The organism is Streptomyces coerulescens, assembly GCF_042657965.1.
GTDB lineage: Bacteria > Actinomycetota > Actinomycetes > Streptomycetales > Streptomycetaceae > Streptomyces > Streptomyces coerulescens.
Window position 1 is genome coordinate 190938 of the sequence record NZ_JBHSKM010000016.1, and the last position, 23063, is coordinate 214000.

Here is a 23063-nt window from a genome sequence, read left to right on the forward strand (position 1 = left end):
CACCTCGGCCGTGGAGCACATCAATGCACGTTGACCACGGCGCGCGACGCAATGCCGACGCGCGCGTCACCCTGCTCACCGAAGGCACCTACCCGCACAGCCACGGGGGCGTGAGCGTCTGGTGCGACCAGCTCGTCACCGGCATGCCCGACATCGAGTTCGACGTCATCGCCGTCACCGGCACCGGACGGGAGTCGATCGTGTGGGATCTTCCTGACCATGTCCGCGGCGTTCTGTCCGTCCCCATGTGGGGCGCCGCTCCCGAGGGCCGCCCGCCGCGCGGCCGATCGCGCAGGCAACTCGCCGGCGCCTACGAACGGTTCCTGACCGCACTCGTCGACCCCGGCGCCGAGCACGGCTTCGCACCCGCTCTGCACGCCCTGGCGCGCGCGGCGGCCGGCGGCGAGCTCAGCCCCTTCCTGCGGGGCGACACGGCGATAGCGATCCTGACCTCCGTATGGACACGCCCCGGGCTCGCCGTGCGGGAGGCGCGGCCGACGCTGCACGACGCGCTCACCGCCACCGCCCTGCTCGAACACGCACTGAGGCCACTGGCCGCGCCGCCCCCGCAGGACGGCGTCGCACACGCCGTGAGCGGAGGCGTCGCCGTCCTGCCGGGGCTCGCCGCACGGGAGCGGTACGGCGTTCCGCTGCTGCTCACCGAGCACGGGGTCTATCTGCGCGAGCGCTACCTCGGCTATCGCACCGCGCCGTACCGGTGGCCGGTGAAGGCGGTGGTGCTGGGCTTCTTCCGGCTGCTGGCGGAGGAGAGTTACCGCCAGGCGGCGCTGATCACCCCCGGCAACCGCTACAACCGGCTGTGGGAGGAGCAGGGCGGCGCCGACCCGGAGTCGATCCGCACGGTCTACAACGGCGTCGACCCCGCCGCGTTCCCGCCGGCCGGACCGGAGCCGGAGGCCCGCACCCTGAGCTGGGCCGGCCGGGTCGACCCGATCAAGGACCTGGAGACCCTGATCCGCGCCTTCGCCCTGGTCCGGGAGCGACTCCCCGACGTACGGCTGCGGTTGTTCGGGGGCACCCCTCGGGGCGGTGAGGCGTACCGGGAACGCTGCGAGGCCCTGGCCGCCGAACTGGGGCACGGCGGCGCGGTGACCTTCGAGGGCCGTGTCGACGACATCAAGGACGCCTACGCCGCCGGGAACGTGGTGATGCTGTCCAGCATCAGCGAGGGCTTCCCGTTCACGCTGATCGAGGCCATGTCGTGCGGCCGGGCGACCGTGTCCACCGACGTCGGCGGCGTGCGCGAGGCCGTCGGCGACACCGGGCTCGTGGTGCCGCCGCGGGACCCGGCCGCCATGGCCGCCGCCGCGCTGGAACTGCTGGGCGATCCTGAGCAGCGCCGGGCCATGGGCGAGGCGGCACGGCTACGGGTGATCGAGCAGTTCACCTTGCGGCAGACCATCGACACGTTCCGCGCCATCTACCACGAACTGGCCGCAGGGAAAGTCGAGTTGCCCGCCAGAGTCGTGCTGCCGTCTCCGGCGGTCAGCGGCACGGGGAGCCTGACGGGATGAGCGGTCCGATATCCCTGGAGCCCGGTGGCGCCGAGCGGGACACGCTCGCCCTGCGGCTGGCGCAGCCCCGCCCGCCGCGCCGCCGCCCCCGCTGGGCACTGGACGAGGCCGCCCTCGCGATCCGGCTGGCGCGGCGAGGTCCTGACGAGGAGGCCATCAGCACGCTGGCCGCCGAACTCGCCGACGCCGTCGGGCCCGCCGTGCATCCCTACGAGGTGGCGGCACTGCTGGAGGCGGAGGGCCTGTCCGCGTCGGTGATCAAGGAACGGTACGGGCACCCGAACCTCTTCTCGCTGGCGACCGCGCTGTACGAGAGGGTGCCCCGGACCTTCCCCGAACCGCCGCCCGCGACCGATCCCTGGCGGCCCGACACACTGCGCTGCCTGCTGCGCGGCGTGCTGTTCGCGCTGCCGGCGCTCGCTTACCTGCTCACCGCGCCGCTGTGGCCGCTCGACCGGCACGCACCCGTCCTGATCGTGGCGGGCATCGTCTCCTGGGCGTGGGGGCAGGCGCTCGGCCACCGTGCGCACCTGCGGCTGGTGGCGGGACGCCGGGAGGCGGCCGGCACCTTGCTGACCGGGTCCCTGCTGGGCGCCGCGGTGGCCACGTCGCTCGCCGCGCTGCCCGCCGAGAGCGCGGTGGCCGTCGGCGCGGCGGCCGCCCAGTCCCTGTATCTGGCCGCGGCGAGTGTGCTGCTCGTCCTGGCCCGGGAACGGCTGCTGCTGGCCGCGCTCAGCCCACTGATCGCGGGCGCCGCGGTGCTTCCCTGGTGGGAGCCGGGGCCGGAACTGCGGGCCGGGCTGCCCCTGCTGGCGCTCCTGGCCACACTGACGGCCGCCGGCTGGGTCCTCAGGGCGGGCCGCGTCGGCCCGGCAGCAGCCGACGCAGCACGGCCGAGGATTCTCGCGTCCGTGCCGTACGGCCTGTTCGGTCTGGCCGCCGCGGTGCTCGTCATGCTGACGGGCCGACAGCAGCCGTACATGGTGATCGTCCTGACCCTGAGCATGGGCCCCGCCGAGTGGCTGCTGTACCGCTACCGCGGCTGGTCGGTCGCGGCGCTGCGGGCCAGCGCCACCCCCGCCGGATTCCTGCTGCGCTCGGCCGCCGTCCTCGGCCTGTGCCTGTCCTGCTACCTGCTGCTGTTGCTGCCGGCCGCCCTCATCACCGGCTCCGCCGACCCGGTCACACCGCTGCTGCTCGCCGCGGTCCTGTGGACCGCCCTGCTGCTCCAGGCGTTCGGGGTGGCCTGGCCACCCGCGCTGCTCTGCCTGGCCGCCGCCGGAGCGGCCGGAGCGGTCACCCTGCTGGTCCTGCCACCGGGACCGGCCGTCCTGCCCGCGGCCTGCGCCGTGGCCGCCCTCTGTCTCGCGGCCTGCGCGATACGCCGCCTCGGCCGGCCCTCCCCGCACGCCTGACCACGCGCACGACCCCGATCGGACCGCGGACCGGCACCCACCGGGCGCCGGGACTCCGGTCCGGCAACGACTATGAAAGGACCAAGAGTTGACCTCCGCACCGCTCGCCGCCGTCACCGGAGCCGAAGGCTTCATCGGCTCGCATCTCACCGAGGCGCTCGTCGCCTCCGGCCACCGCGTCAGGGCCATGGCCCAGTACAACTCCTTCTCCTCCTACGGGTGGCTGGAGACCCTGCCCGCCGACGTCCTGGACCAGGTGGAGATCGTCCTCGGCGACGTACGCGACCCGGGCTCGGTGCGCGGCCTGCTCGACGGCGCCGACTGCGCCTACCACCTCGCCGCGCTCATCGCGATCCCGTACTCCTACCAGGCCCCGCACAGCTACGTGGACACCAATGTCACCGGCACGCTCAACGTGCTCGAAGCGGTGCGAGCGCTGCAGACCCCCCGCCTGGTGCACACCTCGACCAGCGAGACGTACGGCACCGCGCAGACCGTGCCGATCACCGAGGACCACCCCATCAACACCCAGTCGCCGTACGCCGCTTCGAAGGCGGGCGGCGACCGGCTGGCCGACAGCTACCACGCCAGCTTCGGCACGCCCGTGGTGACGCTGCGCCCGTTCAACACCTTCGGGCCGCGCCAGTCGATGCGAGCGGTGATCCCCACCGTCATCGGCCAGGTGGCCGCCGGGCAGCGCACCCTCACACTCGGCGACCTGCGCCCCACCCGCGACTTCACCTTCGTCGAGGACACCGCGCGGGCGTTCCTCGCCGTCGGCACCGCGCCCGCGGACCAGGTGGTGGGCCGCACCTTCAACGCCGGGACCGGAGGCGAGATCTCCGTCGGTGATCTGGTCGCCCTGATCGGCAAGGTCATGGACGCCCCGCTCGACGTCCGCGAGGACTCCGCGCGACTGAGGCCCGCGGCCTCCGAGGTGATGCGGCTCGTCGCCGACGCCACCCGGCTGACCACGGCGACCGGCTGGCGACCGGACAGCACGCTGGAGGAAGGGCTCGCACGCACCGCGCAGTGGTTCACCGACCCGGCCAACCTGGCCCGCTACAAGACCGGCATCTACAACATCTGACCCGACCGGCACGTACCGCAGGAGGTATGCCATGCACGCAGTGATCCTGGCCGGGGGTAAAGGCGTGAGGCTGCGGCCGTACACGACCGCGCTGCCCAAGCCACTCGTCCCCATCGGCGACCAGCACGCGATCCTGGAGATCGTGCTGCGTCAGCTGTCCACGGCCGGCTTCACCCGCTGCACCATCGCCATCGGCCACCTGGGCGAGATCATCCGCGCCTACGTCGGCGACGGGTCCCAGTGGGGCCTGAGCGTGGACTACGCGACCGAGGAGAGCCCGCTGGGCACCATGGGCCCGCTGCTGACCCTGCGCGACCGGCTGCCCGAGCACTTCCTCGTCATGAACGGCGACGTCCTCACCGACCTCGACTACGCCGATGTGCTGCGCACCCACGAGGCCTCCGGCACGCCACTGACGATCGCCACGTACGCCCGCAAGGTGCACATCGACTTCGGGGTGCTGACCACCGACGCCAGCCGGGTGGTCGCCTTCACCGAGAAGCCCAGCATCGACTACCGGGTCTCCATGGGCGTCTACGGTGTCTCCCGCACCACCCTCGACCACTACACCCCCGGGCTGCCCCTCGGCTTCGACGAACTGGTGATGGACCTGCTCGCCGCGGAACGCCCCCCGCACGCCTACGAGTTCGACGGCTACTGGCTGGACATCGGCCGCCCCGACGACTACGACCGGGCCAACGCGGAGTTCACCAGCCGCAAGTCGCTCCTGCTCAAGGGGGCCTGAGGAGAGTCATGCACATCCTCGTACTCGGTGCCACCGGCTATCTGGGCGCGCATGTCGCCGAGGACCTGCGCGCCCTGCCGGACGCGCGGGTCCTCGTCGCCGGCCGCTCGCCCGCCGCCGACGTCACCGTGGACCTCGCCACCGACCGGCCACGGGACCTGGCGGCCGTGCTGGCCGAGGCCGCGCCCGACGCCGTCGTCAACTGCGCGGGCGCGACCGGCGGTGACGCCGTCACCCTCGCGGAGGTCAACGCCCGCGGCCCCGCCGTGCTGTGCGCTGCGTTGCGGGCGGCGGCGCCGGGAGCCCGCCTGGTCCATCTGGGCTCGGCCGCCGAGTACGGGCCCACCGAGCCCGGAGTGCGGGTGACGGAGTCGGCGGCGACCCGGCCGGCCGGCCCGTACGGCGCGACCAAACTGGCGGGCACGGTGGCGGTGACCGCGTCCGGGCTGGACGCGACGGTGCTGCGGGTGGGCAACCCGGTGGGCGCGGGGGCCCCGTCCACCGGGCTCCCCGGCCGGGTCGCCCGTCTGCTCGGCGACGCCGGGGACGACCCGGACAAGGAGCTGCGGCTCGGCGACCTGTCCGCGCACCGCGACTTCGTGGACGCACGCGATGTGGCACGGGCGGCCCGTCTGGCGGTCACGGCCGCCGGAGGGCTGCCGCCCGTGCTGAACATCGGCGGCGGCGACGCCCACCCGGTCCGCGACCTGGTGCGCGCGCTAGCCCATGCGGCCGGTTTCCGGGGCCGGATCGTCGAGGCGGGAACCGGCGGCTCCACCCGGTCCGCGCAGGTGTCGTGGCAGTGCTCGGACGTCACCGCGGCGCGGGACGCCCTCGGCTGGACGCCGACGCACACCCTCGACGCCTCCGTGGCCGCGCTGTGGGCGACCGCCTTTGCGGCCGAGGGGGTGCCGGCGCGGTGAGCCTGCTGATCCCGCTGTACGTGCATCCGGCCGAGGACCCGGGCGCCTGGCACCGGCTCATCACCTGCGCCACGCGTACCTACGCCGTCGTACTGAACCCGGCGAACGGACCCGGCAGTGCCCCGGACCCGGCGTTCGCCACGGCCGCCGAGGCACTGCGCACCGCGGGGGCCCGGGTGCTCGGCTACCTAGACACGGACTACGGCGCCCGCGACCCCGCCCGGATCACCGAGGATCTGCGCAGGCACCAGGAGTGGTACGGCGTCGACGGCTGCTTCCTCGACCAGGCGCCGGCCGCTCCGTACGGACTGCCGGACTGCCGTCGCCTGGTCCGCTCCGCCCGCCGGCTCGGCGCCTCGACGGTCGTCCTCAACCCGGGCGTCCACCCGGCCCCCGGCTACGCCCGGCTCGCCGATCTGACGGTCACCTTCGAAGGCCCCTGGTCGAGATATGTGTCGGACTTCAGCCGCCCCTCCTGGACCGAGCGGCTGCCCGCCGAGCGCCTGTGCCACCTGGTCTACGGCGTACCGGAACCGCTGGTACCGCTGGCCATGCGAACGGCGGGGGAGCGGGGTGCGGGAGTGTGCGGGCCGGTCACGGGTGACCTGCCCAACCCCTGGTCGCGGCTGACACCGGCACTGGCCGAGGCGGACCGGTGAGGCGAGCCGCCCCGGCCGCCGTGGCCTCCTTGCTGTCCCTGATCACCCTGGCCTGCCTGGCCGCCTGCTCCGGCGGCCCAGCCCCCGTCCCCGTTCCCGGCAAGGCCACGGCCACCGGCGCGCGCTGGCAGCCACGCCCCGGGGTGGCGTGGCAGTGGCAGCTGGACGGCAAGGTCGACCCGTCCGTCGACGTGCCCGTCTACGACATCGACGGATTCGAGAACGGCGCCGACGACGTGGCACGCCTGCACCGGGACGGCCGCAAGGTGATCTGCTACATCAACGTCGGCGCGTGGGAGAACTTCCGCCCCGACCGGCGTGCCTTTCCCCGCTCCGTGCTCGGCCGGCCCAACGGCTGGCACGGTGAACGCTGGCTGGACATCCGCCGGTTGGCGGTCCTTCGCCCCCTCATGGAACGCCGCTTCGACATGTGCCGGGACAAGGGCTTCGACGCGGTGGAGCCGGACCTGGTCGAGGGGTACGCCAACAACACCGGCTTCCACCTCACCGCGCACGACCAGCTGCGCTACAACCGCATGATCGCCGACATCGCGCACGAGCGCGGCCTCGCCGTGGGCCTCAAGAACGACCTGGCCCAGATCCCGCAGCTGGTCGCCGACTTCGACTTCGCGGTCAACGAGGAGTGCGCACAGTACGGCGAGTGCGAGCTGCTCGAACCGTTCATCGCGGTGGACAAGGCGGTCTTCCACGTGGAGTACGCCGAGCCCACGTCCCGCTTCTGCCGGTCCTCCCGCAAGCTGCGCCTGTCGTCGATGCTGAAGCGGCTGGAACTGGACGCCTGGCGCAGACCGTGCTGACGCGCCCACTCGAAGGCCGCCGCTTCAGGCGGCGGCCTTCGGGTCGATCCACAACGCCTCGGAGACGCCGCACAGTTCACCCTCCGCCGTGGCGAGCGCCACGCCCATCGTGTGCTTGCGGCCGCTCTCCGACACGAGCCACGCGTAGGAGATGTGCGGCTCACCCGTGACGACCGGACGCAGCACCGTGCCCGTCAGGGATGCGGTGACCGCGCCCGGCCGCAGGGTCCCCAGGAAGCGGCCCGCCCAGTGTCCCGGGCAGTCCAGGGCACCCCAGACCAGCTGGTTCGGGAGCAGACCGTCCGCGTCGGCGAAGACGCGGGACGGAATCCAGGCGGAGGCCACCACGCCGAGGTCGGGCACCGGAGTGCCGTGCACCCGCAGACCGCGGTCGGTGGTCCGCAGACCGCAGCCGAAGCAGTCCACCACCCCGGACGGCGGCGCCGCCCGGAACCTCTCCGCCGCCGCGGCCGCCTCGTCCCAGGACGGCGCGGCCGGCACCTCGAGCGGCAGTTCGGCGGGGCGCGCGGCGGCGAGGGGCCGCTCCGCCGCACCCAACTCCACGTCCCCGTCGGCCGTTTCCGCGATCCGCACGGGCACCTCGACCGGTACCGGCCCACGGAAGTCCACCCGTACCGTCCGCGCCCCGGACCTCTGCGCCAACACTCCAGCGACATAGCCGCCGAAGGCCACCTGGGGGTAGCCGACGTACAGCTCGGGCACCACGATCGCGTCACTCGTCGTCATGATCCCCACCTCACCACACCCGACGAGCACGTTCACGCCGGCCGGCCGTACCCGACGCAGGCCGGTCCGGGTGACGGCGTCAGGAGTCCGTCACCAGCAGGCGATAGCCGACGTCGAGGGAGCCGAGGGCGAGGAGGTCGGCGTGACGGTGGTGCCAGCGGCCGGTCGCCAGGTCTTCGGCCAGTGCCGCCAGGCCGGGAGCGAGGACGTCCTCGCCGGTCTGGGCGAGCATGGAGATGCCCGAGCGCACCCGTGGGTCGAGATAGGCGTCGGGGCGGCGCCAGAACGCCGCGCCGAAGCCGTCCACGCAGTCATGGGGGATGTGAACGGGCACCTGGCGGGCCCCACCGAGCAGACGGGCCAGCCGATCGGTCGGGACGGCGCGGGTGTCGTCGAAGGCGGCGGCCTGGGGCAGGTACTCCCGCACGAGCCAGAACCGCTCGCGGAAGATCTGCTGGTCCCAGGTCAGGACGACGATGCGGCGCCGCGCGACCCGGCGCAGTTCGGTGATGCCGGCTTCGAGGTCGCTCCAGTGATGGACGGTCAGCAGCGCCATGACGGCGTCGGCGGCGTCGTCCCGCAGCGGCAGCCGCTCGGCGACCGCGCACACGGCGGGCGCGGACCCGGGCGGGCGCTGGGCGAGCATGACCTGGCTGGGCTCGACGGCGAGAAGGGTCTGGGGCGGCTCGTAGGAGCCGGTGCCCGCTCCTACGTTGATGACGTCGGCGGCGTTCCCGAGCGCCGCGTGGATCTGGTCGGCGATCCGCGGATCCGGCTGCCGGGTCCGGCCGTACGTCGTGCCGAGGGTGTCGTAGATGGCCATGCTCCGAGTATGAGACGAAGCCTTCGGCCGGGGTGGGGGGGTCGGCGAGGCCGACGAGGCCACACCCCGGCGCTGTGTCAGGTCGTGGCGAGAGACGCTTCGTCGGTCAGCCGACGGGTGGCATGTCCGTCGGGCTGGAGTCCAGTCCGGGCCGTTTCGCGGCCCAGGCGCCGCGGGTGAAGTCCGGGATGTCGACCGGGCGGCCGTCCCGCGCCAGGGACGCCGCGCTCAGTGGGACCGCCGAGCACCAGGCGGCGGAGTCGTACACGTCGATGTCGGGCACCAGCCCGGCGCGCAGCAGCTGGACGGTCCGCCACTGCAGGACGTAGTCCATGCCGCCGTGCCCGCCGTTGTTCGCCGCGTCGTCACCGACCTTCCGCCACAGCCAGTGGTCGTACTCCTTGCGGTAGTCGGCGAAGTCGCGCCAGGTGTGGCCGGCATGGTCCGGTTCGAGATAGACGCGCGCGCCGGTCGGGCCGGGCCCGGTGTAGTCCTCGACGATCCCGCGGCTGCCGGCGAGCGTGTTGATCCTGCTGTACGGGCGGGGTGAACTCACGTCGTGCTCGGCCCTGATGACCCTGCCCTTCTCGGTCTCGATGAGACAGGTGATCAGATCGCCGTTGATGTACGTCTCCTTCCAGGACGGATGGTCCCGGGGAATGTTGCGCTCGCGGTAGTCGGCGAGCCCCTTCGGCGCGGTCGCGGTGGCGCGCAGGGTGGCCATACGGTCACCGCGGTTGACGTCCATGGCCGCCGCGATCGGCGCCAGGCCGTGCATGGGGTAGAAGGACGCGATGCTGCGGGTGTGCCACAGCCGCCGCCAGGAGTCGGTGTAGTACGTGTCGGAGAAGAGGAGTTCACGCAGGTCGTGGAGGTAGCCGCCATGGCCGTTGGTGATGTCTCCGAACACACCGGCGTGCGCCATCCGCAGCATGGCCAGTTCGTTGCGGCCGTAGTTGCAGTTCTCGGCGAGCAGCAGGTGCTTGCGGGTGCGCTCGGAGGTGTCGACCAGGTCCCACAGCTGGCGCAGTTCGGTCGCGACGGGGAGCTCCACGACGGCGTGTCTGCCGCTGAGCAGCGCCGCCCTGCCGTGCTCGTAGTGGAACTCCCACGGCGTGGCGACGTAGACCAGGTCGATGTCGTCGCGCCGGAGCATCCGCGCGTAGGAGTCGGCCGATCCGCCGTACTCGGCGGGGCGGGGCTCGCCCTTGCTCACCAGCCGGTCGGCGGCGCCGCGTGCGCGTTCGGCGCGGATGTCGCAGACGGCGGTCACGGTGCAGCCGGGCACGGCGGCCCAGCCCATGACCATGCCCGAGCCGCGGTTGCCGAGGCCGATGACGGCGACGCGGACGGTTCTGTGGACCTCGAAGGGCACGCCGATCATCGACTTCTGGCCGGGACGGCGGCGGGGCGCCGGTCCGGTCGCGGCGGAGGCGGCCGGCGCCGCGGCGGTCATTCCGGCCGCGAGCGCGCCGGTGGCGACGGCTCCGCCCAGGAGCAGTCGGCGTGAGACAGCGGGTGTTTCGGACATGACGGCAACACTCCTCGGTGGGGTGGCTTGCATCACTGCCGGTGCACTGTCGTGACTGTGGGGACGCGGGGACTGTCGGTGCACGACTCTGCTGGCTTCGACGCTTGCATGTCAATACGTGCTCGATAGAGAGTAGTTCCAAGCACGATCGAGCATCGCCGTGAGCGTTCCGGAGCAACCGGACCACCGTCTGCCGGCCGCCGGACGGGTTTTCGCGCGTCAGCCCGTCGCCGAAGCGACGGGCTGACGCGGGGGCATGCACGGGTGGCTGTCAGGGCAGCACGACGATCTTGCGTCCCTGACCGGCGGCGAACTGTTCCAGCGCCTGCGGGTACTCCGTCAGCGGCAGTCGGTGGCTGATGAAGACCTGCGGATCGAGCACCCCTGCGGCGAACAGTTCCGCCGCGCGCTCGTAACTGTGCAGCACCGCCATCGAGCCGGTGATCGTGATCTCCTGGTTGTAGATCCGGTACGGCGAGATGGTCGCCTTCGTCGCGTAGTCGGAGACTCCGAACTGGAGGAACGTGCCCGCCTTGGCGACGCGCTCCAGGCCGTCCTGGATGGCGGCGGCGTTCCCGGTCGCGTCGACGACCACGTCCCAGCCCCCCGCTCGCCCCAACTCGTCGGCCGACAGGGCCACTTGGGAGCAGCCCAGCTTCTCGGCCGTCGCCAGTCGCTCCGGGTTGACGTCGACGACCTCCACCGAGGCGGCGCCGGTGCGCTTGGCCAGCTCCAGCATCATCAGGCCCATCGTGCCGCTGCCGTAGATCAGCACGTGGGAGCCCAGCCTGCTGTTGAGCACGTCGTAGCCGCGCACCGCGCAGGACAGCGGTTCGATCAGGGCCGCGTCCTGGACGTCCACGTGGTCGGGCAGCCGTACGCAGTTGGCGACGGGGGCGACGGCGTACTCGGCGGCGCCACCGGCCACCGTCACACCGATCGCCTGCCACCGGTCGCACAGGTTGTTGCGGCCGACCCGGCAGTATCGGCACTCGTGGCAGTAGAGCGAGGGGTCGACGGCGACCCGGTCGCCGAGGGCGAGTTCGGTGACCTCGCTGCCGAGGCCCACGACCTCACCGGCGAACTCGTGGCCCGGTACGACCGGCAGGGTCGGTGCGAACTCGCCCTGGAGGATGTGCAGATCCGTCCCGCACAGCCCGCAGGCCGCCACGTCGACCACGACCTCGCGCGGCCCGGGGGTGGGGTCGGGCACCGTGGTGACGGTGACCTTGCCGGGTGCTTCGATGACAGCGGCTTTCACTTGACTGCTCCTAGGGACAGCCCTCGGACCAGCTTGTCCTGGGCGGCGAAACCGGCGATGAGGACCGGCAGGGAGACCAACGTGGCGGCTGCGCACAGCCGGGCGAGGAAGAGGCCCTCGCTGGTGATGAAGCCGACCAGGAAGACCGGCGCGGTCGACGCGTTGGTCGCCGTGAGGTTGACGGCGAACATGAACTCGTTCCAGCTGAAGATGAAGCAGATCAGCGACGTCGCGGCGAGCCCCGGCATGGCGACCGGCGCGACGATCCGCAGCAGCACGGTGGGCAGGCCGGCGCCGTCGACCTCGGCGGCCTCGAGGATCTCCTTGGGCACCTCGGCGAGGAACGAGCGCATCATCCACACCGCGATCGGCAGATTCATGGCGGTGTAGAGGATGATCAGCGTCCACACGTTGTCCAGCATCCCGGCGTCCTTGACGATCAGGTACACCGGAAGCAGGGCCGCGATGGCCGGCAGGAACTTGGTGGACAGGAAGAAGAACATCACGTCCGTCCACTTCTCGACCGGCTTGATGGACAGCGCGTACGCCGTCGGCACCGCCAGGACCAGCACGAGCAGCGTCGAAATGACGCTGGCCATGGAGGAGTTGAGGAGGAACGGCGTGATGTCCCGGCTGAACAGCAGCTTGTACTGGTCGAAGGTGACCGGCGCCAGCAGGCTGGGCGGGTTGGTCGCCGCATCCGCCTCCTGGTGGAAGGAGGTCAGCACCATCCACGCCACCGGCGCGAAGAACGCCAGCGTCGCGAGCCAGGCGACGAACGTCCACAGCGGGGACAGCCGCGGCGTGCCACCGTGGTCCTCGCCGCGTCGAAGGACCTTCTTGAGTCTCGCGCCGGGCGCGGCGACTGTCGCGTGAGCGCTCATCGGGACACCTCCTCGCGGAACAGCGACGCGATGGTGCGCAGCGCGAAGGTCGCGATCACGATCGAGCCGAGCACGACGACCACACCGGCGGCGGCCGCCTGGCCGTACTCGTACTTGCGGAACATGGTCAGATAGATCTCGTAGGGCAGGTTCGTGGTGCGGGAGCCGGGCCCGCCCTGGGTGATGGTGTAGACCGCGTCGAAGGTCTGCACGACGTAGATCGTGCCGAGCAGGATGCCCAGTTCGAGGTACTGACGCAGATGCGGCAGCGTGATGAAGCGGAAGGTCGCCATCGGCGACGCCCCGTCGACGCGGGCCGCCTCCAGGACGTCACCGGGCTGCGCCTGAAGACCGGCCAGGATGATGAGCATCATGAACGGCGTCCACTGCCAGACCAGCGACAGCACCACGGCGGGCATGGGGTACGAGGACACCCAGTCGATCGTGGGGCCGTTCTCCGCGCCGAACAGGCGGTACACCGCGTTCAGGGTGCCGTTGAGCAGGCCGTAGTCGGGGTTGTAGATGGCGTGCTTCCACAGCAGCGCCGCGGCGACCGGCATGACCAGGAACGGTGCGATGAGCATCGTCCGGGCCAGACCGCGGCCGAGGAACCGGCGGTCGAGCAGCATCGCCAGGCCCAGGCCGAGGACCACGCTGATGAGGACCACCGACGCGGTGAGGACGACGGTGTTGAGCACCGCCGTGCGCAGCCGCTCGTCGGTGAAGACGAACTTGAAGTTGGACAGGCCGACGAAGTGCCGCTCGCCCGGCTTGAGGACGTTCCACTGGAGCGTGGAGATCACGAGCGTGGCGACGAACGGCAGCTGTGTGACGACGATGGTGAAGACGAGCGCCGGAAGCAGCGGGATACGGCGGCGCCACTTGCCGCTGCCGGCGGGTGTGCGCCGGTGGCTGGGCGGTGGTGCGGTCTTGGGGGGTGCGGTGAGCGTGGTCATGGAGGTTTCCTCTGCCAGTGACGGCCGGGATGGGGAAAGCGGGCCCGGCCGGCCGAGCCGCCGGCCGGGCGTTGACGGTCACTGGTAGTTCTTGGCGACTTCCTCGGCGAGCTTCTGGCCGTCGTTGAGCGCCTTGTCCACGCTGGTCTTGCCGGCGATGGCGGCGGAGATCTCCTGCGTGACCTTCGTTCCCAGGTCCTGGAACTCCGGGATGGCCACGTACTGGACGCCCACCGTCGGCCGCGGCTGGAGGCCCGGGTCCGCCGGGTCGGCCTGCTCGATGGACTTCAGCGTGATGTCACCGAACGACGCGGCGGCCTTCTGGTACTCCGGGAGCTCGTAGGTGCTGGCCCGCTTGCCGGCCGGGATGCGCGACCAGCCGAGCTTCTCGCCGACCGTCTTCTCGTACTCCTTGCTGGAGGCCCACAGCATGAACTTCGACGCGGCGTCGGCGTTCTTCGTGGTCTTGGGCATGGCCCACGCCCAACTCCACAGCCAGCCACTGCTCTTGGTCTCAGCCGTCGGCGCGTAGGCGTAGCCGACCCGGCCGGCGATCTTGCTGGAGTTCGGGTCCTCGAGGGATCCGGCCGCGCTGGTCGCGTCGTACCACATCGCGACCTTCTTCTGGCTCATGGCGTTGAGGCACTCGGTGAAGCCGGCCTGCGCCGCGCCCGCCTCGCCGTGCTTGCGGACCAGGTCGACGTAGAAGTTCGCCGCCTTCTTGAACTCCGGGGAGTTGACCTGCGCCTTCCAGTCCTTGGTGAACCAGGTGCCGCCGTAGGTGTTGACCACGGTCGTCAGCGACGCGCCGAGTTCGCCCCAGCCGGCCAGACCGCGCAGACAGATGCCCCGCATGCCCGGCTCCGCGCCGTCCACCTTGGCTGCGATGTCGGCTATCTGCTGCCAGGTCGGGCGCTCGGGCACCTTGATGCCCTTCGCCTCCATGACGTCCTTGTTGTACATCAGGAACGAGGACTCGCCGTAGAACGGCAGGGCGTACAGCTTGCCGTCGGAGCCGGACAGGGAGGTGACCATCGGCTTGAGCAGGTCGGCCTTGTCGAAGCTCGCGTCCTTGTCGGCGTAGGAGCTGAGTTCGTGCAGCCAGCCGTTCTTCTCCCAGATGGGTACCTCGTAGGCGCCGATGGTGGCGACGTCGTACTGGCCGGCCTGGGTGGCGACGTCCTGGGTGACCTTGTCACGCAGCTCGTTCTCGGGCAGGACCGTGAAGTTCACCTTGATGCCGGTGTCCTTCGTGAAGGTGTCCTTGGTCAGCTTCGCGATGTCCTCCATCTGCGGGTTGCCGACCATCAGCACGTTGATGCTCTTGCCGCCGCCGCCACCGGAGCTGGAGGAGCCGCCCGCCCCGCTGCAGGCCACCAGCAGCGAGCTCGCGGCCGCCGCCGTGGCGACGACGTGGATCATTCTTCGTGTGCGCATGACTGACTCCAGTGATGTGTTTCGAGGGCGCGGGGAACCAGGCCCACGGACTTGCGGGGATGGAGTGGGTTACGGAGTTGGACCGCTGCTCAGACCCGGACGACCTCGGGGCCCAGCAGTGAGTAGCGGTGTGCCTCGGCGGCGCTCAGGCCGGCGTCGGTGACGATCGCCTCGAACTCCGTGACGTCGGCGAAGCGGCAGAAGCTCACGGCGCCGAATTTCGTGTGGACACCGGAGAAGACCCGGCGCCTTGCGGTCCTGAGGACCTGGGACTTGACCTCGCTGACGGCGGGGTCGGGGGTGGTGAGTCCGTATTCGCGGGAGATCCCGTTCGCGCCGACGTACGCCAGGTCGATGACGAGGCCGGCCAGCATGCGCGTCGCCCAGTGGTCGACGGTGGCCAGGGTTCCGCCGCGCACCCGGCCGCCGAGCAGCAGCACGGTGATGTTGTCGGCGGACGCCAGGTCACCGGCCGTGGCCAACGAGGAGGTGACCACGGTCAGTTGGCGGTCGCGGGGGAGCGCCGCGGCGATGAGCTGCGGGGTGTAGCCCTCGTCGATGAAGACGGTCTCGGCGTCCCCGAGCAGGTCGGCCGCCGCTGCCGCGATCCGGGACTTCTCGGGAACCTGCATGGTGGTGCGGAAGGCGAGCGTCGTCTCGAAGCTGCGGCTCTCCACGGGATGGGCGCCGCCATGAGTACGGCGGACCAGCCCATGCCCTTCCAGCAGATTCAGATCCCGCCGCACGGTCTCCTTCGAAACTCCGAGATCGGCTGCGAGCTCTCCCACATCGACGGATCCGGAACAACGCGCCCGTTCCAGAATTCCCCGTCTTCGTTCCTCGGCGTCCACGGCGACACCTCCGTTCCACGCGCCGCGCGATGTTTCCGCGCCGGCTGATTCCCGGAGCCCGTCCCATTCGGCTTCGGTGGCCAAATTTCTACAAGGGGATCACGGGTAGTGACCAGGTTCGCCGTAGAGCGGTTCATGACCGAATGTGCCCGTATTTCAACGTGCGCAACGCCGAACTGATGGAGGTGGGGGCTATTCGGCGGGGGAGGGCGCAGCCCGTTTCCCAACCGACCCGTGACCATTTGATGCCTGTTTTCCCGACCGGTTTCGGCCAGCGGGCCGGAATCAGCGGCAGTCGTAGCTGAAATGGGTGGTCAGCGCGCTGTGGGCGGGCGAGATGATCCGCAGCTCGGCACGTGCCGCGCGGTGGCCCTCGCCCTGGAAGGTCCACAGCAGGTGAAGGCGTGCCTGCCGCTGGCCGCGGACCATCACTTCGCGCAGGACCGGGGAGGTGGTGCCGTCGCTTCGGGTCCAGCGGTAGGAGAGCGTGCCCGGACGGCCGTTCGTCGTGACGAGGCCGACGATGTCCGCCGTGTCGTCGCACCCCAGAACCGTCGGCCGAGCCGTGACCGCCACCGACCTCACCTCTACGGACGGACCGAGCCGCTGCCAGGCGAGGAACGCGAGGACGCAGAGCAGCACCAGCGCGGGCAGCGCGTGTCGGCGCAGCCGTCGGCGAGGGGGCGCCGGGGGTGCGGTCACGGCGGGGATCGTCCGATGAGTGCGTTCCGCGACGGCGGCGGTGACTCCTGGGCCGAAACGCAGCACCGTGCCTTCGACGCGATCCGGCGGGGGAGACGGCCGGGTCGCCGAGGCCCCCGGTTCCACGAGTGTGTCATCCGTTTCCGGCCGCTGTATCCAGTGGCTGGCCAGCACGGTCGCGCTGTACTCGGCCCCGTCCGAGTCGGGTGCGCCGCTCTTCGCGCGGGCTGCGTCGGGGCCGAGCGGCAGGGTCGCGGCGTGCTCGTCGGAGCCCGCCAGGACCCGCGTCGGCTCCTCCTCGCCGGGTGTGGGAGTGCGGTCGTGCTGAGCAGTCATCGGATGTCACACCGCCTGGTCAGAAGCTGCTGAGAGGCACCTCCGTCGGCGGAGCCCGGCTCGGTGGTGGCCTGAACCGTCCAGTAGCAGCCGGCGTTCTGGAAGGTGTGATCGACAGGGATCGAGTACTGGGTGGCGCCACTGCGCGTGAAGGTCTGGGGGGCTCCGTCGGCGGCGCCCGGCAGGCCCACGACGTTGCCCGTGAACCACGAGACGGTGATGGAGACCGGCCCGGTGCCGTCCGTGACGACGTCGATGGTCGCGGTCGCGGTCGACGAGCCCGTCTGGACGAAGCCCGACACGGAGACATCCTTGACTGCGGGTGCGGCGGGCGACGGGGGAGAGTCGGTCGGCGGCGGCGTCGTGCTCTCGGTGCCCGTGGGCGGCGTCGGCTCCTCACCTCCGGCCGGGGGCGCCGGAGCCGAGGGATCCGTGCCGTCGGTTTCCGCCGGTCCCGAGGACGACTCGCTCGGTGACGCCGACGGGGCGACCGACTCGCTGGGCGACGGGGACGTGGACGAGGAGGCCGACGCGGTCGGCGCGGTGGTCCCGGCCGGCTCCGCGCCGGGCTGGGCGCTGGTCGTGGCCAGAGCCCGCTCCGCACGCTGCGCGGCCGTCCCCGGGGCGAACGGGACGCCGTAGGTCAGCAGGACCGCGAGGAGTACGGCGGCACCCGAAACCAGCATGCCGGGGCGGCTGGGCAGCCACGACCGCGCCGGGGTGAGGGAGTAGCCCGGCTCCGGGCGCAGAACCGTGCGAGCGGTGTCCGTGGTGGTCCGGGGAACGCCGCGGGCGGAAGGCAGCAGCAGGGGCAGCAGAGCCACCAGCGCGGCGAGCCGGCCGCGGCCGCGCTCCTCCCAGTCGGGTCCGTAGGCGGTGCCCGCGACGGCTTCGAGTTCCGTCACGAACTCCTCGGCCTGCGCGGGCCGCTGCGCCGGGTCCTTGGCCAGACCGCGGCGCACCAGCCCCCGTACCGCCTCGGGCGCCTCGTCGGCGGGAACGGGCGCCTCGACGTGCTGGAGCGCCAGCTCGGCGAAGTTCTCGCCCGCATACGGCTTACGGCCCGTCAGGCACTCGAAGAACGTGGCCGTGGCCGCGTACACGTCGGCGGCGGGCGAGGCGGGCGCGCCCGTCCACTGCTCCGGGGCCATGTAGGACGGGGTTCCCGCCACACCGGCGCTGGTGCCGGAGTCCACCGCGATCCCGAAGTCGACGAGCCTGGACGACCCGTCGGGCGCGACCAGCACGTTCTCCGGCTTGTAGTCGCGGTGGACGACACCGACGCGGTGGGCGTCGGCCAGACCGAGCAGCGATCCCTTGAGGATGACGAGCGCGGCCTCGGGGCCGAGCGGGCCCTGACGGCTCAGCAGGGTCCGCAGGGAGATCCCGTCCACCAGTTCCATCACGATGGCGGCGCCGTGCGGGCTCTCCACGTACTCGTACAACCCGGTGACGTACGGGCTCTCCAGCCCGCCCAGCAGCCGCGCCTCCGCCCGGAAGTCGTGCACGAAGCCCGGCCGGGTGCGAAGTGCCTCGCTGAGGTACTTCACCGCGACCGCGACGCCGGTCTCCTCGTGGACGGCCAGGACGACCCGTCCGCTCGCCCCCGAGCCGAGTTCGAGCGACTCGGTGTATCCAGGCACTTCCCACATGCTCATTACGTCCCCCAGGCCGCTTGCCGGCGCGCCGCGGCAGCTCACCCACTCCGCGGCGACCGGGCCACGCGCTCTGAGACACATTTTCGGCCACGGCGGTTGCGTGGCCAGAGGTATCGGCGAGGCGTACCCCGACCGTGACATCGGCGACCGTGGTCAGGCCGAGGGGCACATCACCGGACCGTCCGCGGTGCCGCCTCGGACGCCCCGCCGCTAGCCGGCCGGCGCGTAGTGCGGGCGGCCGGCGGGCCGGTAGACCTGGATCGTCACGCCCTTCGAGTCGGCTCGTGATGCGACCAGGTCCAGGGCGATGTCCGGGCCGTCGGCGGGGAACAGACGCGTTCCCTGGCCGAGGACCACCGGGACCACGAGCAGGGTGAGTTCGTCGACGAGGTCCGCGGCGAGCAGGGAGCGGATCAGGGCACCGCTGCCGTGCACCTGGAGCTCACCGCCCGGCCGGGCCTTCAGCTCGCGGACGGCGGACATGACGTCACCTGAGAGGACGGTGGTGTGTTCCCACCGCGGGTCGGTGACCGTGGTGGACGCGAGGTACTTGGGCCTGGCGTTCAAGGCCGCCGCGATCTGGTGGTGGTCCGGATCCGCCGCCGCGGCACGAGCCCTCTCCTCCGCACCCCAGTAGGGGGCGAAGATCTCGTACGTCCGTCGGCCGAACAGGAACGCGTCGGCACGCCGGTAGGTCTCGTTGATGAGCGCCATGCTCTCGTCGTCGAAAGCCTCCATCGCCCATCCGCCGCGATCGAATCCCTGCTTACGCTCCTCATCCGTCGCGTGACCGTTTCCCTGCATCACTCCGTCGACGGTGACCTGCGTCATGGTGGTGAGCTTCATCGGTTCGCCCCTTCGCCGTGGTGGTCCTGGAGCTATGACCGCCGCGGGGCGTCGGGCTCATCGGTCCAGGGCGAACGATCAGGCCTGTTCCGCCGCCCGGCACACCGGGCAGGTCATCCGTCTGGCCGGCCGGTCGTGGATCACTTCGCCGGGCTGGGCGGTGCCCCGCATGACCACCGACTCGGTACGCACGTGCTCCAGGCAGACAGCGGCTCCGCACACTCGGCAGACGGCCACTGCCTCCGTCGTGCGCCCCGACCGGGCGCATTCATAGCAGCTCATCCACGTGCCTCCCAGCTGTGCGGCAGACAGCACGAGCGTATCGCCGGAGGGCCGGACCCGCTTGTCGTGGCCATCGCCCTCTCGGTCCACGCCCCGGCGCCTCACTCCTGCGGGCGTGTCGGGCAGGACATGGTGGCCGGGGGCCGCCAGGCTGGAACGGTGCTGGGCTCCGTCGCGTCTACCGGTCGGTGATACGTGCCCTGTCCATGCCGGTATCCCCGATGTAAGGGAGAGGTATGAACGAGACAGATTCCGACGGGACCAGCAGCGGTCGGCCTGCGGCGTACCGCGATCCGGAGTCCGCCACCACCGACCTGAGGCGCGTCGGGGCGAACCCGGACTTCTGGTACCCGGTCGCACGGTCCGGCCAGGTGCGCCGCGGCCGGGTGATCGCGACGGCGTTCGCAGGTGAGCGCATCGCGCTCTACCGAGGGCAGAGCGGCGCCGTCCATGCCCTGGAGGACCGGTGCGCCCACCGGCAGGTGCCGTTGAGCATGGGCGTCGTCGAGGGCGACACGCTGCGCTGTTGCTACCACGCGTGGGCCTACCGCGGCGACGGCCGTATCTCGCAGATCCCCTACCTGTCCAAGGGCGACGGCCGGCCGCCGCGCGGCGTACGCGGCTATCCGGTCCGCGAGGCGTACGGCCTGGTGTTCGTCTTCCCCGGCGAACCGGAGAAGGCGCCGGACACCCCGCTGCCCATGTTGCCCGCATTCGGCTCACCGCAGTACAGGACGATGACGTTCTCCCGAACGGTGCGCTGCCATTACTCGTTCATGCACGAGAACCTGCTCGACATGAACCACCAGTTCCTCCACCGCGGAGTTGTCGGCAAACTCCACCCCGAATTGCTGGGGTACGAGACTTCCGCGCGGTCGGTTCAGGCCCGTTATCTGTTCACCCACGCAGGAGGAAAGCGGAACCGTGGCGCGGGCCTGCTGGCCGCGGAGGGTTTCGGCGGCAAGGACTCCGCCGATGTCATGACCATCCGCACCGAATACCCGTATCAGACACTCGACCTGGTACCCGAGCACGCCCAGCGCCCGGCCTTCCGGCTCTGGGCCGTGTACGTGCCCGAGGACGCCGAGCAGCGCACCTGCCACGCCTACGGCCTGCTGATGATCGAGAAGCCCGGCATTCCCGGTGCGCTGCACCTGGCCTGGCCACTCATCAGGCGCTTCACCGAGCGGGTGTTCGCCGAGGACCGCATGGCCGTCGAGGCCGAGCAGCGGGCATGGGAGGAACAGGGAGAGGACCGCAACCACGAGGTCTTCCCCCTGATCCTCGACGTCCGCGAGGTGCTGCGCGGCAACGGTGTCCCTCTTCGCCCGCGGGCCGCCGGGTGCGGGAGCGTCGACGGCGAGTGTTCGTACCGCCCGCGGCTCGGCTCCCGCTAGAAGCCTCCGAGGGCCGGGGAGCCGATGCTGCAAGATGGCGGCATGGAACGTGTACTTGGAATCGGCGGATACTTCCTCAGGGCCGCGGACCCGGCGGCCCTGACCGCGTGGTACCGCGACTGCCTTGGCCTGGACGCCGACGAGCACGGCCTGTGGCGCCCCGAACCCGGGCTCACGGTGTTCGCGACGTTCGAGTCGGGGACCGACTACTTCGGATCCCGCGACCAGCGAACCATGCTCAACTTCCGCGTGCGCGACCTGGACGCGATGCTCGCGCAACTGCGCGCCAAGGGTGCGGACGTGGCCGAGGAAACCCAGGACATGGACGGCGTCGGCCGCTTCGGCTGGGTCACCGACCCCGAGGGCAACCGCATCGAACTGTGGCAGCCTGCCTGAGCGTGTGGCCGAAGCCGCACGCGCCATGTCGGCAACAGATCGGTCGTCCGGTGGTCGGATCAGCCCGAAGGGCGAACAGGTGGGTCAGGCGCTCACAGGGTTCCGTCACCACGGACGCCATGCACTCCGCCTTCAGGAAGCCGCCCGTCCCCGAGGCCGCCCAGCACACCGGTTCCTGGCGACCGTGCGGAACATGCCGCCTTTGGCGTAATGGACCGGTCGGGTCGGAGGACTGCGTCACCCTGTCCGGGTTGATCACGGTCGTAACCAGGGGACTGTGGGCGAACAGAGCGCGGCGCGGGACGACGAAGGGCACGAGTGCATGACTCCCACCGAGGCCGTTGAGACCATCGGACGTCTGTGATGGCGGGCGACGTGGAAGAGCCCGGACGGTCGCCCGCTGCCGACGCGGCGCCGCAGCCGGCCGGGCAGCTGGAGCAGATCGCCGAGCAGTTGCGGGAGCTGGCCGTCGCCAAGGACCGCCTCCAGGGCCTGCTGGAGGCGGTGCTGGCGATCAGCCGGGAGATGGATCTGCCCACGGTCCTGCACCGGATCGTCACCACCGCGATGGAGCTGGTCGGCGCCCGCTACGGCGCGCTGGGGGTGCTGGACGAGTCCGGTGAGCAGCTGGCGCAGTTCATCACGGCGGGACTGTCGGAGTCGGAGCGCGGCGATCTGGCGGGGATCGAATTCCCTCGCGGCCGAGGGGTTCTGGGGCATCTGATCCACCACCCCGAGCCCTTGCGCGTCGAAGAGATCGGCTCCCACCCCGCCTCGGTGGGGTTCCCGCCCGGCCATCCCCACATGAGTTCACTGCTGGGTGTCGCCATCAGCGTCCGCGGCACCATCTACGGAGACCTGTACCTGTCCGAACGCCGTGACGGCCGGCCCTTCGACCGTGACGACGAGGACATCCTGGTCGCTCTGGCCGGCGCCGCCGGTATCGCGATCGAGAACGTCCGGCTGTTCGAGCAAATCCGCGACAGCGCCGAACACTTCCAGCGCCTGCTGCTTCCCACACTGCCCGACCTGACCCCTTTGACCGCCGCGGCCGTCTACCGTCCCGCTCTCACCCCGGCCCACCTGGGCGGGGACTGGTACGACGCGCTCTGGCTGCCCGACGACGCGTGCGCGGTCGTGATCGGTGACGTCGTCGGTCACGACATGCGCGCGGCCGCCGCCATGGCCCAGACCCGCAGCATGCTCCGGGCGTTGCTGTTCGACCGATTCACCCCGCCCAGTGGCGTCCTCACCCAACTCGACCGCACCCTGCACGCGATCACCGATCTGCCCGTCACCACCGCCTGTCTCGCCCGGATGGAACCGGGGCAGGACGGCTGGATACTGCACTGGAGCACGGCAGGACACCTCCCCCCGCTGCTGATCACCGCCGAACGGCACACGGAGTACCTCGACGTCGAGCCCGGCCTGCCGCTCGCGGTCGACACCGGCGTGCACCGTCCCGACCACACGCATCCCGTGCCCGCCGGTGCCACCGTGCTCTTCTACACGGACGGGCTCGTCGAACACCCCGAGTTCCCCATCGACCACGGCCTGGCTCGGCTCGCCGAACTCGCCGCGGAACAAGTCCACTTGCCGCTGAACGACTTCGTGTCCTTCCTCGCCGACAACCGTCCAAGCGACGGCCATGACGACATGGCCATCCTGGCCCTGCGCACCCCGGACGACTGAGACCGCGCACGGCCGGCCGATCCCGGTTCGATCTGGTCCAACCAGTTGACCAGTACGGGTCCGCCGGTCAAGGTGTGTC

At 71.2% G+C, this 23063-nt stretch carries 22 protein-coding genes; 10 read left to right on the forward strand and 12 right to left on the reverse strand.

All coding sequences use genetic code 11. From position 1 onward, the window contains the following. The first annotated feature begins 23 nt into the window (after window positions 1-23). The 7 genes from pelF to ACFPQ9_RS22360 all read left to right on the forward strand — a co-directional run bounded on the left by pelF (window position 24) and on the right by ACFPQ9_RS22360 (window position 7185). Window positions 24-1535: a GT4 family glycosyltransferase PelF gene (gene pelF / locus ACFPQ9_RS22330; protein WP_380855848.1), complete on the forward strand. Its 1512-nt coding sequence runs from the start codon at window positions 24-26 to the stop codon at window positions 1533-1535. Beyond that, window positions 1532-2950, forward strand: coding sequence for a hypothetical protein (locus tag ACFPQ9_RS22335; RefSeq protein WP_380855851.1), 1419 nt, complete (start codon window positions 1532-1534; stop codon window positions 2948-2950). Before pelF ends, ACFPQ9_RS22335 begins: the two co-directional genes overlap by 4 nt. 88 nt (window positions 2951-3038) lie before the next feature. Next, window positions 3039-4040 carry a GDP-mannose 4,6-dehydratase gene (locus ACFPQ9_RS22340; RefSeq protein ID WP_380855853.1) on the forward strand — a complete coding sequence of 334 codons (1002 nt, stop codon included), beginning with the start codon at window positions 3039-3041 and terminating at the stop codon, window positions 4038-4040. Window positions 4041-4071: 31 nt separating this feature from the next. Next, window positions 4072-4785, forward strand: coding sequence for a nucleotidyltransferase family protein (locus tag ACFPQ9_RS22345; protein ID WP_380855856.1), 714 nt, complete (start codon window positions 4072-4074; stop codon window positions 4783-4785). A gap of 8 nt (window positions 4786-4793) precedes the next feature. After that, window positions 4794-5708 (forward strand): NAD-dependent epimerase/dehydratase family protein, encoded by a 915-nt coding sequence (locus ACFPQ9_RS22350; RefSeq protein ID WP_380855858.1) that lies wholly within the window; start codon window positions 4794-4796, stop codon window positions 5706-5708. Then, on the forward strand, window positions 5705-6367 hold the full coding sequence (locus ACFPQ9_RS22355; protein WP_380855861.1) for a spherulation-specific family 4 protein: 663 nt from the start codon (window positions 5705-5707) through the stop codon (window positions 6365-6367). Before ACFPQ9_RS22350 ends, ACFPQ9_RS22355 begins: the two co-directional genes overlap by 4 nt. After that, window positions 6364-7185, forward strand: a complete 822-nt coding sequence (locus ACFPQ9_RS22360; protein ID WP_380855863.1) for an endo alpha-1,4 polygalactosaminidase — start codon at window positions 6364-6366, stop codon at window positions 7183-7185. The genes ACFPQ9_RS22355 and ACFPQ9_RS22360 overlap by 4 nt, the downstream gene beginning before the upstream one ends. A gap of 24 nt (window positions 7186-7209) precedes the next feature. On the opposite strand, the gene ACFPQ9_RS22365 is transcribed toward ACFPQ9_RS22360, so the two are convergent. The 12 genes from ACFPQ9_RS22365 to ACFPQ9_RS22420 all read right to left on the reverse strand — a co-directional run bounded on the left by ACFPQ9_RS22365 (window position 7210) and on the right by ACFPQ9_RS22420 (window position 19499). Then, window positions 7210-7932, reverse strand: coding sequence for a hypothetical protein (locus ACFPQ9_RS22365; protein WP_380855866.1), 723 nt, complete (start codon window positions 7930-7932; stop codon window positions 7210-7212). 79 nt (window positions 7933-8011) lie between these two features. Further along, entirely contained in the window at window positions 8012-8755 is a 744-nt protein-coding gene (locus tag ACFPQ9_RS22370) for a class I SAM-dependent methyltransferase (RefSeq protein WP_380855869.1), read from the reverse strand. A gap of 106 nt (window positions 8756-8861) precedes the next feature. Continuing rightward, window positions 8862-10286: a Gfo/Idh/MocA family protein gene (locus tag ACFPQ9_RS22375; RefSeq protein ID WP_380855872.1), complete on the reverse strand. Its 1425-nt coding sequence runs from the start codon at window positions 10284-10286 to the stop codon at window positions 8862-8864. Window positions 10287-10557: 271 nt separating this feature from the next. Then, entirely contained in the window at window positions 10558-11547 is a 990-nt protein-coding gene (locus ACFPQ9_RS22380) for a zinc-dependent alcohol dehydrogenase family protein (RefSeq protein ID WP_380855875.1), read from the reverse strand. After that, entirely contained in the window at window positions 11544-12431 is an 888-nt protein-coding gene (locus ACFPQ9_RS22385) for a carbohydrate ABC transporter permease (protein WP_380855878.1), read from the reverse strand. Before ACFPQ9_RS22385 ends, ACFPQ9_RS22380 begins: the two co-directional genes overlap by 4 nt. Continuing rightward, a complete protein-coding gene (locus ACFPQ9_RS22390; RefSeq protein WP_380855881.1) occupies window positions 12428-13387 on the reverse strand; it encodes a carbohydrate ABC transporter permease in 960 nt (319 codons plus the stop codon). Before ACFPQ9_RS22390 ends, ACFPQ9_RS22385 begins: the two co-directional genes overlap by 4 nt. Before the next feature lie 78 nt (window positions 13388-13465). Further along, entirely contained in the window at window positions 13466-14824 is a 1359-nt protein-coding gene (locus tag ACFPQ9_RS22395) for an ABC transporter substrate-binding protein (protein WP_380855884.1), read from the reverse strand. A gap of 89 nt (window positions 14825-14913) precedes the next feature. Beyond that, a complete protein-coding gene (locus tag ACFPQ9_RS22400) occupies window positions 14914-15675 on the reverse strand; it encodes a DeoR/GlpR family DNA-binding transcription regulator (RefSeq protein ID WP_380855887.1) in 762 nt (253 codons plus the stop codon). A 285-nt stretch (window positions 15676-15960) separates the two neighbouring features. Beyond that, window positions 15961-16713 (reverse strand): hypothetical protein, encoded by a 753-nt coding sequence (locus ACFPQ9_RS22405; RefSeq protein ID WP_380855890.1) that lies wholly within the window; start codon window positions 16711-16713, stop codon window positions 15961-15963. After that, window positions 16710-18371, reverse strand: a complete 1662-nt coding sequence (locus tag ACFPQ9_RS22410; RefSeq protein ID WP_380855893.1) for a serine/threonine-protein kinase — start codon at window positions 18369-18371, stop codon at window positions 16710-16712. Before ACFPQ9_RS22410 ends, ACFPQ9_RS22405 begins: the two co-directional genes overlap by 4 nt. A 210-nt stretch (window positions 18372-18581) precedes the next feature. Continuing rightward, window positions 18582-19217: a dihydrofolate reductase family protein gene (locus ACFPQ9_RS22415; protein WP_380855896.1), complete on the reverse strand. Its 636-nt coding sequence runs from the start codon at window positions 19215-19217 to the stop codon at window positions 18582-18584. A 78-nt stretch (window positions 19218-19295) separates the two neighbouring features. Continuing rightward, window positions 19296-19499, reverse strand: coding sequence for a DUF2180 family protein (locus ACFPQ9_RS22420; protein ID WP_380855899.1), 204 nt, complete (start codon window positions 19497-19499; stop codon window positions 19296-19298). A gap of 236 nt (window positions 19500-19735) precedes the next feature. Between ACFPQ9_RS22420 and ACFPQ9_RS22425 the strand changes: the two genes are divergently transcribed. The 3 genes from ACFPQ9_RS22425 (at window position 19736) to ACFPQ9_RS22435 (ending at window position 22984) form a co-directional block, all read left to right on the forward strand. Next, the gene (locus ACFPQ9_RS22425) at window positions 19736-20896 is read left to right on the forward strand and encodes a Rieske 2Fe-2S domain-containing protein (RefSeq protein WP_380855902.1); all 1161 of its coding nucleotides are present in this window, start codon (window positions 19736-19738) and stop codon (window positions 20894-20896) included. Window positions 20897-20938: 42 nt separating this feature from the next. Next, the gene (locus ACFPQ9_RS22430) at window positions 20939-21292 is read left to right on the forward strand and encodes a VOC family protein (RefSeq protein WP_380855905.1); all 354 of its coding nucleotides are present in this window, start codon (window positions 20939-20941) and stop codon (window positions 21290-21292) included. A 363-nt stretch (window positions 21293-21655) separates the two neighbouring features. Beyond that, on the forward strand, window positions 21656-22984 hold the full coding sequence (locus tag ACFPQ9_RS22435; protein WP_380855908.1) for a PP2C family protein-serine/threonine phosphatase: 1329 nt from the start codon (window positions 21656-21658) through the stop codon (window positions 22982-22984). Window positions 22985-23063 lie beyond the last annotated feature (79 nt).